At 73.6% G+C, this 11,029-nt stretch carries 9 protein-coding genes; 7 read left to right on the forward strand and 2 right to left on the reverse strand.

The window, feature by feature from the left end; translation table 11 throughout:
• Window positions 1-624: phosphoribosylglycinamide formyltransferase (purN, locus tag C6N75_RS12910; RefSeq protein WP_105869028.1), on the forward strand; the 624-nt coding region annotated here is incomplete at its 5' end.
• On the forward strand, window positions 611-2,179 hold the full coding sequence (purH, locus tag C6N75_RS12915; protein ID WP_105869029.1) for a bifunctional phosphoribosylaminoimidazolecarboxamide formyltransferase/IMP cyclohydrolase: 1,569 nt from the start codon (window positions 611-613) through the stop codon (window positions 2,177-2,179). The genes purN and purH, both read left to right, overlap by 14 nt.
• 115 nt (window positions 2,180-2,294) lie before the next feature.
• Here purH and C6N75_RS12920 read toward each other — a convergent pair whose 3' ends face one another.
• Window positions 2,295-2,879 (reverse strand): hypothetical protein, encoded by a 585-nt coding sequence (locus tag C6N75_RS12920; RefSeq protein WP_105869030.1) that lies wholly within the window; start codon window positions 2,877-2,879, stop codon window positions 2,295-2,297.
• A 269-nt stretch (window positions 2,880-3,148) separates the two neighbouring features.
• Here C6N75_RS12920 and C6N75_RS12925 point away from each other — a divergent pair, with 269 nt between their 5' ends.
• The 3 genes from C6N75_RS12925 to C6N75_RS12935 all read left to right on the forward strand — a co-directional run bounded on the left by C6N75_RS12925 (window position 3,149) and on the right by C6N75_RS12935 (window position 6,208).
• Window positions 3,149-4,015, forward strand: coding sequence for a bifunctional methylenetetrahydrofolate dehydrogenase/methenyltetrahydrofolate cyclohydrolase (locus tag C6N75_RS12925; protein ID WP_105869031.1), 867 nt, complete (start codon window positions 3,149-3,151; stop codon window positions 4,013-4,015).
• A 27-nt stretch (window positions 4,016-4,042) separates the two neighbouring features.
• Window positions 4,043-4,780, forward strand: coding sequence for a DUF3017 domain-containing protein (locus C6N75_RS12930; protein ID WP_105869032.1), 738 nt, complete (start codon window positions 4,043-4,045; stop codon window positions 4,778-4,780).
• Window positions 4,781-5,218: 438 nt separating this feature from the next.
• On the forward strand, window positions 5,219-6,208 hold the full coding sequence (locus C6N75_RS12935) for a malate dehydrogenase (protein ID WP_105869033.1): 990 nt from the start codon (window positions 5,219-5,221) through the stop codon (window positions 6,206-6,208).
• A gap of 7 nt (window positions 6,209-6,215) precedes the next feature.
• Here C6N75_RS12935 and C6N75_RS12940 read toward each other — a convergent pair whose 3' ends face one another.
• Window positions 6,216-7,412 (reverse strand): acyltransferase family protein, encoded by a 1,197-nt coding sequence (locus C6N75_RS12940; protein WP_105869034.1) that lies wholly within the window; start codon window positions 7,410-7,412, stop codon window positions 6,216-6,218.
• 383 nt (window positions 7,413-7,795) lie between these two features.
• Here C6N75_RS12940 and C6N75_RS12945 point away from each other — a divergent pair, with 383 nt between their 5' ends.
• Together C6N75_RS12945 and C6N75_RS12950 are read left to right on the forward strand one after the other, a co-directional pair.
• The gene (locus C6N75_RS12945) at window positions 7,796-9,313 is read left to right on the forward strand and encodes an aldehyde dehydrogenase family protein (RefSeq protein ID WP_105869035.1); all 1,518 of its coding nucleotides are present in this window, start codon (window positions 7,796-7,798) and stop codon (window positions 9,311-9,313) included.
• A gap of 110 nt (window positions 9,314-9,423) precedes the next feature.
• A complete protein-coding gene (locus C6N75_RS12950; protein ID WP_105869036.1) occupies window positions 9,424-11,001 on the forward strand; it encodes a GMC family oxidoreductase in 1,578 nt (525 codons plus the stop codon).
• Window positions 11,002-11,029 lie beyond the last annotated feature (28 nt).

An 11,029-nucleotide genomic window follows, 5' to 3' on the forward strand; every position in this document is an offset into this window, starting at 1 on the left:
GCCCCCGCCCGCCTCGTCGTCCTGGTCTCCGGATCGGGGACCAACCTCCAGGCCCTGCTCGACGCGATCGCCGCCGACCCGGACGGGCCCGAGGGGTACGGGGCGCGCGTGGTCGCCGTCGGCGCGGACCGCGACGCGATCGCCGGTCTGGAGCGGGCCGAGCGGGCCGGGCTGCCCACCTTCGTGTGTCGGGTCGGGGACCACGGCAGCCGCGACGCGTGGGACCGGGCGCTGACCGAGGCGGTCGCCGCGCACGAGCCGGACCTGGTGGTCTCGGCCGGGTTCATGAGGATCGTCGGCAAGGCGTTCCTGGAGCGCTTCGGCGGGCGGACGGTGAACACCCACCCCGCCCTGCTGCCGAGTTTCCCCGGGGCCCACGGGGTGCGCGACGCGCTCGCGTACGGCGCCAAGGTCACGGGTTGCACCGTCCACTTCGTCGACGACGGCGTCGACACCGGCCCGATCATCGCCCAGGGCGTGGTCGAGGTCCGGGACGGGGACGACGAGTCCGCTCTGCACGAGCGGATCAAGGAAGTCGAGCGCTCGCTGCTCGTCGAGGTCGTGGGGCGTCTGGCCCGGCACGGCTACCGCATTGAGGGACGAAAGGTTCATGTCGGTGAATAACCCCACGCGAAAGCCCATCCGTCGCGCGTTGGTCAGCGTCTACGACAAGACGGGTCTCGAGGAGCTGGCCCGGGGGCTGCACGAGGCCGGGGTCGAGCTGGTCTCCACCGGCTCCACCGCGGCCCGGATCGCCGGGGCCGGCGTCCCGGTGACGAAGGTCGAGGAGCTGACCGGCTTCCCCGAGTGCCTGGACGGCCGGGTCAAGACGCTGCACCCGCGGGTGCACGCCGGCATCCTCGCCGACCTGCGGCTGGACGCCCACCGCGAGCAGTTGGCCGAGCTGGGCGTGGCGCCGTTCGAGCTGGTCGTGGTGAACCTCTACCCGTTCCGCGAGACGGTCGCCTCCGGCGCCACCCCGGACGAGTGCGTGGAGCAGATCGACATCGGCGGCCCCTCGATGGTCCGCGCGGCCGCCAAGAACCACCCCTCGGTCGCCGTGGTCACCTCCCCGGGCCGGTACGCCGACGTGCTGGACGCCGTCAAGGGCGGCGGCTTCGACCTGGCCGCCCGCAAGAGGCTGGCCGCCGAGGCGTTCCGGCACACCGCCGCGTACGACACCGCCGTGGCCTCCTGGTTCGCCGCCGAGTACGCCCCGGCGGACGAGTCCGGCTTCCCCGAGTTCCTGGGCGCGGTCTACGAGCGCGGCAACGTGCTGCGCTACGGCGAGAACCCGCACCAGGGCGCGGCGCTCTACCTCTCCGAGGAGGGCGGCGGCCTGGCGGGCGCCGAGCAGTTGCACGGCAAGGAGATGTCGTACAACAACTACACGGACACCGACGCCGCGCGCCGGGCCGCCTACGACCACGACGAGCCGTGCGTGGCGATCATCAAGCACGCCAACCCGTGCGGGATCGCGGTCGGCGCGGACGTCGCCGAGGCGCACCGCAAGGCGCACGCCTGCGACCCGCTGTCCGCGTTCGGCGGCGTGATCGCGGTCAACCGGCCGGTGTCGAAGGCCATGGCCGAGCAGGTCGCCGAGATCTTCACCGAGGTCATCGTGGCCCCGGACTACGAGGACGGCGCGGTCGAGGCACTGGCGAAGAAGAAGAACATCCGGGTGCTGCGGGCCTCCGGCGCCCCGGCCGCGACGGTCGAGGTCAAGCCGATCGACGGCGGGGCGCTGCTCCAGGCCGCGGACCGGCTCCAGGCCGCCGGCGACGACCCGGCGAACTGGACGCTGGCGGCCGGCGAGGCGCTGCCCGCCGACGAGCTGGCCGGCCTGGCCTTCGCCTGGCGGGCCTGCCGCGCGGTGAAGTCCAACGCCATCCTGCTGGCCAAGGACGGCGCGAGCGTGGGCGTGGGCATGGGCCAGGTCAACCGGGTCGACTCGGCGAAGCTGGCGGTGGAGCGGGCCGGCGAGGAGCGGGCCCGGGGCTCGTACGCCGCCTCCGACGCGTTCTTCCCCTTCCCGGACGGGCTGGAGGTGCTGACCGCGGCGGGCGTGAAGGCCGTGGTGCAGCCGGGCGGTTCGGTCCGCGACGAGCAGGTGGTCGAGGCGGCCCGCGCGGCCGGCGTGACCATGTACTTCACCGGGACGCGGCACTTCTTCCACTGAGCCGCGTGAGGCGCAGACGCGGTCGGCCGGGGCGAAGGCGCCTGGCCGACACGAAGGCGCCCCCCGTCGCCCGGAGCGACGGGGGGCGCCTTTTCGCCGCGTGTGGTCCGGCGGGTCAGTGGCGCGGGCGCTTGAACCAGGCGGCTCCGTCGTTCTTGGCGACGAAGACGATCACCAGGATGAGCAGCACCAGGTGGACCAGGCTCAGCGGGAAGAACGGGTACAGGCTCAGCACCAGGCCGACCGCGGCGTACACGATGATCCCGATGCGGGCGCCGTTGCCGCCCTTGGCGCACTGGATGGCCAGCATGACGGAGGCCACCAGGTAGGCGACCGCCAGCGCGATGAGCGCGTAGAGCACGCCGGTGCCGAAGTCGGCGAACTGGTTGAAGTCCGTGGAGGTGCTGAGCTCCGGGTCTTCCTTCAGCTTGTTGACCGCGACGACGGCCAGGAAGAGCAGGACGATCCCGACGAGCTGAAGGCCGGCGATCACCCACATCATCACGCGGGCGGCCTTCACGCCACCGGGCATCTCGACCGGTCCGCCCGGGTAGCCGCCGCCGTACGCGGGGGCCGGGGGAGCGGCCGGGTAGCCGTAGCCCGGCTGCTGCTGGGGCTGGCCCTGCGGGTAGCCGTAGCCGGGCTGCTGGGGCTGCCCCTGGGGCTGGCCGTAGGGGTTGTTGGGGTCGCCGAAGCTCATGGCGGGTTCCTCCGTTGTGGTGCGGGGACGGCGCGGCCCGCGCGGAGGAACGTCTGTGCCCGTTTCCTGCGGTGCTGCCCCCCTGCACTGCCCGCGGCACTGCGCCGATCATCGTGGTCGCTCGTCCGACCGGTTGTCCAGTCGGTTGCCGGAGGCGTTGTGCAAGTGCAACCTCGGCCGACCTGCGGGCGGGATGCCGCCGTACCGGACCCGGCGGGCGGGCCGGTGCGAAGTGGAACCGGGACGGGGTCATCCGAGAGGATGGCCCCATGACCGCCCAGATTCTCGACGGCAAGGCCACCGCAGCCGCGATCAAGTCCGAACTGGCCGCCCGCGTGGCCACCCTCAAGGCCCGGGGCGCGACCCCCGGTCTCGGCACCATCCTGGTCGGCGACGACCCGGGCAGCCACAAGTACGTCGCCGGCAAGCACCGCGACTGCGCGGAGGTCGGCATCGCCTCCATCCAGCGCGAACTGCCCGCCACCGCCACCCAGGACGAGATCGAGGCGGTCGTCCGCGAACTGAACGAGGACCCCGCCTGCACCGGCTACATCGTCCAACTCCCCCTCCCCAAGGGGATCGTGGAGAACCGCATCCTGGAGCTGATGGACCCGGCCAAGGACGCCGACGGCCTGCACCCCACCAACCTCGGCCGGCTGGTGCTCAACGAGCCCGCGCCGCTGCCCTGCACGCCGAACGGGATCATCACGCTGCTGCGCGCGCACGGCGTGGAGATCAACGGCGCCGAGGTCGTGGTCGTCGGCCGCGGCACCACCATCGGCCGCCCGATGCCGCTGCTGCTGACCCGCCGCTCGGAGAACGCGACGGTCACCCAGTGCCACACCGGTACGCGGGACCTCGCCGCGCATCTGCGCCGGGCGGACATCATCGTGGCCGCCGCGGGCGTGCCGCACCTGATCAAGCCGGCGGACGTCAAGCCGGGCGCGGCCGTGCTGGACGTGGGCGTCAGCCGCGACGAGAACGGCAAGATCGTCGGGGACGTGCACCCGGGCGTGGACGAGATCGCCGGCTGGCGCGCGCCCAACCCCGGCGGCGTCGGCCCGATGACCCGCGCCCAGCTGCTGGTCAACGTCGTCGACGCGGCCGAGCGCGCCGCCGCGGCCGACATCGTCTGAGCCGCACGGACCGAGGAAGGGCGACCCATGGGCGTACGGGCTGAGGACGAGCCGGCGACGGCGGCCGAAGCGGATACGGCGGCGGCCGGGCCCCCTGCGAAGGCCGAGCCCACGACCGGCCACGCGCCGGAGGCCCGGCCCGCGGCGCCGGCGGCCGCATCCGTGGCCGAGCCGGCAGCCGGTGGCGGCCCCGACGCCGCCGGGCAGGACGCCCCCGGGCAGGACGCCCCTGGGCAGGACGCCCCTGGGCGGGACGCCCCCGGCCCCGACGCCGTCCCCGGGCTCGGGAGCGGTGAGCCCGGCGAGGCCGACGCTTCCGACGAGGCCGAGGGCGGTGTGTCGGCCGACGGCGTCCCGGCCGCCGGGACCGGGTCGCGGCGGCCGCCGGCGGTGACGCTGGACACCGCGCGGCCCGAGGGCGGCGGCCGGGCGGCGCCCGGGGACGCCCCCGCCCCGGCCCGCCAGTGGCCGCTGCTGCTGGTGCTCTCGGTGGTCGGGCTCGGCCTGCTGGTGATCGGGCTGGACCCGTTCCCGCAGGCCCCGCGGGTCGGGGCGCTGCTCGCCGGGGCGGCGCTGCTGACCGGCGCGGTGCTGCGCCGGGTCCTGCCGTCGGTGGGGATGCTCGCCGTACGGTCGCGGTTCACCGATATGGCGACGTACGGGCTGCTGGGCGCGGCGATCGTGTTCTTCGCGCTGATGACCCAGCCGGATCCGTGGCTGGAGATCCCGCTCCTGGAGAAGGCCGTCAAGTTCGCGGTCCGCTGACCGGGCCCCGGGCTCGCGCGTCGGACCACGACGCACGGATCGATCCGGCCACCGGCGTGCGGGCGGGTCTCCACCGCGGGCGTCCGTCCTCTCCCCCGAGCAGGACGGGCGCCCGCGGCGCTGCTCCATGAGGGTCATGCACCGGCCAAGGAAGGGGCAAGGGATTTCCGGCGGCTGTGGCACGGAGGTGACCATTCCGGCGACCCCCGGCGACCCCCGGCGACCCTCAAGGGCCGGTTCGGCCGGCGTGGGCGCGGCGTCCCGTCGGCGTACCGGCGTCCAGTGAGCCGTGACACAAGGGTGCGGGGGTTGAGCCCCCGCCGGGTCGGATAGCCTGACCGCGGGATATCTCTTCACGTCGAGACACCGATCGATCACAGGGGATGTCCAGCACCCGGGGCAGGGACCCCCACCGCCAGTCGTCTTACGGAGATCGCCATGACCCGCACTCCCGTGAATGTCACCGTCACCGGCGCGGCCGGCCAGATCGGTTACGCACTGCTCTTCCGCATCGCCTCCGGCCACCTGCTCGGCGCGGACGTGCCGGTCAAGCTCCGCCTGCTGGAGATCCCCCAGGGCCTCAAGGCCGCCGAGGGCACGGCCATGGAGCTGGACGACTGCGCGTTCCCGCTGCTGCGCGGCATCGAGATCACCGACGACCCGAACGTCGGCTTCGACGGCGCCAACGTCGCCCTCCTCGTCGGCGCCCGCCCGCGCACCAAGGGCATGGAGCGCGGCGACCTGCTGGAGGCCAACGGCGGCATCTTCAAGCCGCAGGGCAAGGCCATCAACGACCACGCCGCCGACGACATCCGCGTGCTGGTGGTCGGCAACCCGGCCAACACCAACGCCCTGATCGCCCAGGCCGCCGCGCCGGACGTGCCGGCCGAGCGCTTCACCGCGATGACCCGCCTGGACCACAACCGCGCGATCTCGCAGCTCGCCGCCAAGACCGGCGCCGCCGTCTCCGACATCAAGCGGCTGACCATCTGGGGCAACCACTCCGCCACCCAGTACCCGGACATCTTCCACGCCGAGATCGCCGGCAAGAACGCCGCCGAGACCGTCAACGACGAGGGGTGGCTGGCCGACACCTTCATCCCGACCGTCGCCAAGCGCGGCGCCGCGATCATCGAGGCCCGGGGCGCCTCCTCGGCCGCCTCCGCCGCCAACGCCGCCATCGACCACGTCTACTCGTGGGTCAACGGCACCCCGGCGGGCGACTGGACCTCCATGGGCATCCCCTCGGACGGCTCCTACGGCGTCCCGGAGGGCCTGATCTCCTCCTTCCCGGTCACCTGCAAGGACGGCAAGTACGAGATCGTCCAGGGCCTGGACATCAACGAGTTCTCCCGCACCCGCATCGACGCCTCGGTGCAGGAGCTGGCCGAGGAGCGCGACGCCGTGCGCGGTCTCGGCCTGATCTGACCCCTGGTCAGCCCGCCACCCTCTCCTCGCCCCCGGCCGCCTCGCGCTGCCGGGGGCGCGGTGTCTCCGGCGACGGGAGTTCCACGCGGGGCGTGGGCGTGCAGGGGCGCCGCAGCCGCAGGAACGGCAGCTCCACCGCGTGGTACGTCAGCCAGGACACCGCCACCGTCACCGGCAGCGCCACCAGCAGGGTCAGCCAGAACGCCGCCGCCAGCGGGGGCAGTCCGGCCGGGAGCGGCCATCCGGGCGCGTACTCGCCCAGCACCGCAAGCACCATGAAGTGCGTCAGGTAGACCGAGAAGCTGACTTCGCCGAGCCGGGCCGCCGCCCGGGACAGCCGCCCGCTCCCCGGCCCGCCGGCCACGTACACCAGCACCACCACCGCCCACACCGCGCCCTCCGCCGTGCTCCAACCCACCTTCAGCGGGCTGTCCGAGAGGAAGCCGCGCACCTGGTTGAACCACCACGGCAGGGCCAGCGCCAACGCGCCGGCCGCCGGCAGCAGCACCCGGCGGGCCGCCCGCAGCCTCTCCCGGTGGCGCAGGTACGCCCAGGCCGCCAGCATGCCCAGCAGGAACTGGTCGATCCGCCCGGCCAGCCCCAGGTACAGGGCCGCGGTGTGCGGCTCGGCCGCCGGACTGCTCAGCCACACCAGCGCCCGCACCACGCCCACCGCCGCCAGCAGCCTCACCAGCGCGCCCGGACCGCGCTCGGTCAGCAGCCTGTGCAGCAGCGGGAAGAGCAGGTAGCACTGGACCTCCACGGCCAGCGTCCAGAACACCCCGCCGTACGGCTGCGCGGGCGCGGCGAACGTCAGCACCCCCAGCAGCTCGCGCCAGCCCGGCAGCGACACCTGGGTGGCCAGCCCCGGCAGGGCGACCAGCAGGTACATCGGATAGACCCGCAGCGCCCGGTTGCCGAGGAACCGCCCGTAGCGCACCGGCCGCCCGGCCGCGCCGACGGTGAACACGAAGCCGGACAGCACCAGGAACAGCGCCACCGCGGTGTGCCCCTCGAAGACCAGCGTCGCGGCCGGGTTCGCCGAGTACAGCCAGTCCGCGGCCGGCCGGAACTCCCGCCCGTCCAGCTTCGCCCCGAGCACCTGGCAGCCGTGGTAGAGCACCACCAGCACCGCGGCGGCGGCGCGCAGGTGGTCGACGGGCACGAGACGGACGGGACGGTCGCGGTCCTCGCTGGCGCGCATGCCGGGACCCTAGGGCCGCCCGGAGCCGGACGCGGGCGACCGGCCGGGCCCGGGTCGGATCACCATCCGATCGGATCAGTCTGATCAATCGGATCGGTCGGACCGGTCGGTTCATCGGGCCAGCCGGTTCATCGGATCGGCGGCTTCGAGGAGGAAGGCCGTCGCGTACAGCGAGCGCGGCGCTACCCCTTCTCGAAGTGAGCAAACCCACGTTCGCGCATGCCTTGCGCCACTCGGGGCAGGGAGGACGTTCTCCGGTGCCGCTCGCGCGGTACCGGTGCGACCGCAATCCCCGCAAGGCCCGAAAGGCCCGAGAACCGCCGGACGAAGGCCCCGGACCGGATCTCGGACGTCTCGGAACAGGAAACGGAAGGCAACGCGACGTGTCCGACCAGCACGTGCCCGACCAGCACACCCTCCACGTGGACGGGGAGTGGCGAGCCGCCGCCGACGGCGCCACCCGCGAGATCCTCGACCCCGTCGACGCCACCGTGCTCGCGGTCGTCGCCGAGGGCGGCGCCGCCGACACCGACGCCGCGATCGCCGCCGCCCGCGCCGCCTTCGACCACGGCCCCTGGCCGACCACCCCGGTCGCCGAGCGCGCCGCGCTGCTGCGCCGGGTCGCCGACCTGCTCCAGCGCGACCGCGAGGAACTGGGCCTGCTGGAGAGCCGGGACGCCGGCAAGACCGTCGAGGAGGGCCGCGTCGACGTCGACTGCGTCTCCGACGCCTTCCGCTACTTCGCCGACCTGGTCGCCGGCGAGTCCGGCGGCCGGGTGGTGGACGCCGGGTCGCCCGAGGTCCACAGCACCGTCGTGCACGAGCCGGTCGGCGTCTGCGCCCTGATCACTCCCTGGAACTACCCGCTGCTCCAGGCCAGTTGGAAGGTCGCCCCGGCGCTCGCCGCGGGCAACACCTTCGTCCTCAAGCCCAGCGAGATCACCCCGCTGACCACCGTCGCGCTGATCCGCCTGCTCGTCGAGGCCGGGCTGCCCGACGGCGTCGCCAACCTGGTCACCGGCGCCGGCGACCCGGTCGGCGCGCGGATGTCCGAACACCCGGACGTGGACCTCGTCTCCTTCACCGGTGGACTGGTCAGCGGTACGAAGGTGATGCGCGCCGCCGCCGACACGGTCAAGAAGGTCGCGCTGGAGCTGGGCGGCAAGAACCCCAACGTCGTCTTCGCCGACGCCTGCGCCACCGAGGAGGGCTTCGACACCGCCGTGGACCAGGCGCTGAACGCGGCCTTCATCCACAGCGGCCAGGTCTGCTCGGCCGGCTCCCGGCTGATCGTCGAGGAGTCGGTGCGGGAGCGGTTCGTCGCCGAACTCGCCCGCCGCGCCGAGAGGATCCGCCTCGGGCGAGGCACGGCCGACGGCGTGGAGTGCGGGCCGCTGGTCTCCGACCGGCAGCTCGCCCGCACCGAGGAGTACGTGGCCTCCGCGCTCGCCGAGGGCGCGGTGCTGCGCGCCGGCGGGCAGCGCCCCGACGACCTGGAGCCCGCCCTGAAGGCCGGCTACTTCTACCGGCCCACCGTCCTGGACGGGTGCCACCGCGAGATGCGGGTAGTCCGCGAGGAGGTGTTCGGCCCGGTGCTCACCGTGGAGACCTTCCGCACCGAGGACGAGGCCGTCGCCCTCGCCAACGACACCGAGTACGGCCTGGCCGGCGGCGTGTGGACCGCCGACCCGGGCCGTGCCCGCCGGGTCGCCGGGCGGCTGCGCCACGGCACCGTCTGGATCAACGACTTCCACCCCTACCTGCCGCAGGCGGAGTGGGGCGGCTTCGGCAAGAGCGGCATCGGCCGCGAACTGGGCCCGGCCGGCCTCGCCGAGTACCGCGAGACCAAGCACATCTACCAGAACCTCGCCCCGCGCCCGGTGCGGTGGTTCAAGGGCTGAGCGCCCGAAGAGCCCGACGGACCGGCCGGCCGACCCGGCCGGCCCCGCCCGCACCGACTTCCGCCGAGCGCCGAGCGCCGAGCGCCGAGCGCCGAGGAGAAGAGAGCCGCATGATCGCCGCGTACCACCACGTCTACGACCGGCCCCCGAAGGACCCGGGCGACGCCCCCGACGTCTACGACTACGTCATCGTCGGCGGCGGCACCGCCGGTTCCGTCATCGCCCACCGGCTGAGCGCCGACCCCGGGACCACCGTCGCCGTCATCGAGGGCGGCCCCTCCGACGTCGACCGCCCCGACGTGCTCACCCTGCGCCGCTGGATGGGCCTGCTCGGCGGCGACCTGGACTACGACTACCCGACCACCGAGCAGCCGCGCGGCAACTCCCACATCCGGCACAGCCGGGCCCGGGTGCTCGGCGGCTGCTCCTCGCACAACACGCTGATCTCGTTCAAGCCGCTGCCGTCCGACTGGGACGAGTGGGAGGCGGCGGGCGCGGCCGGCTGGAACGCGGCCGCCATGGACCCGTACTACGACAGGCTGCTGAACAACATCGTCCCGGTGGACGCGAAGGACCGCAACGCCATCGCCCGCGACTTCGTGGAGGCGGCGCGCGAGGCCCTGGACGTGCCGCGGGTGGAGGGCTTCAACGCGCGGCCGTTCCACGAGGGCGTCGGCTTCTTCGACCTGGCGTACCACCCGGAGGACAACAAGCGCTCCTCCGCCTCGGTGGCCTACCTCCACCCGGTCATGGACGAGCGGCCCAACCTCACCATCCTGCTGGAGACCTGGGCGTACCGCCTGGAGCTGGACGGCGCCACCGCCCGCGGGGTGCGCGTGCGCACCAAGGACGGTGCGGAGAAGCTGGTCTCGGCCCGCCGGGAGGTCGTGGTGTGCGCCGGCGCTGTGGACACCCCGCGGCTGCTGCTGCACTCCGGCATCGGGCCCAAGGCCGACCTGGACGCCCTCGGCATCCCGGTCGTCCGCGACCTGCCGGGCGTCGGCGAGAACCTCCTCGACCATCCCGAGTCGGTGATCGTCTGGGAGACGAACGGACCCATCCCGGAGAACTCCGCGATGGACAGCGACGCCGGGCTCTTCGTGCGCCGCGACCCGGACTCCGAGGGCCCGGACCTCATGTTCCACTTCTACCAGATCCCGTTCACCGACAACCCGGAGCGGCTGGGCTACGAGCGGCCCGCCCACGGCGTGTCGATGACGCCCAACATCCCCAAGCCCCGCTCCCGCGGCCGCCTCTACCTCACCAGCGCCGACCCGCAGGCCAAACCGGCCCTGGACTTCCGGTACTTCACCGACGAGGACGACTACGACGGGCGCACCCTGGTGGACGGCATCCGCATCGCCCGCGAGGTCGCCAGGACCGAGCCGCTGGCCTCCTGGCTCAAGCGCGAGGTCTGCCCCGGACCGGAGGTGACCGGCGACGAGGAGCTGAGCGAGTACGCGCGCAAGGTCGCGCACACCGTCTACCACCCGGCCGGCACCTGCAAGATGGGCGCCGCCGACGACGAACTGGCGGTCGTCACGCCCGACTTGAAGATCCGCGGCCTGGAGGGGATCCGGATCGCCGACGCGTCCGTCTTCCCGACGATGCCCGCCGTCAACCCGATGATCGGAGTGCTCATGGTCGGCGAGAAGGCCGCCGAACTGCTGGGAGGCGGTGCCAAGTGAGCGCCACCCTGCCCACCCCCACCGAGAA

The sequence above is a fragment of the Streptomyces solincola genome (genome assembly GCF_002982015.1).
Classification (GTDB): Bacteria; Actinomycetota; Actinomycetes; order Streptomycetales; family Streptomycetaceae; genus Streptomyces; species Streptomyces solincola.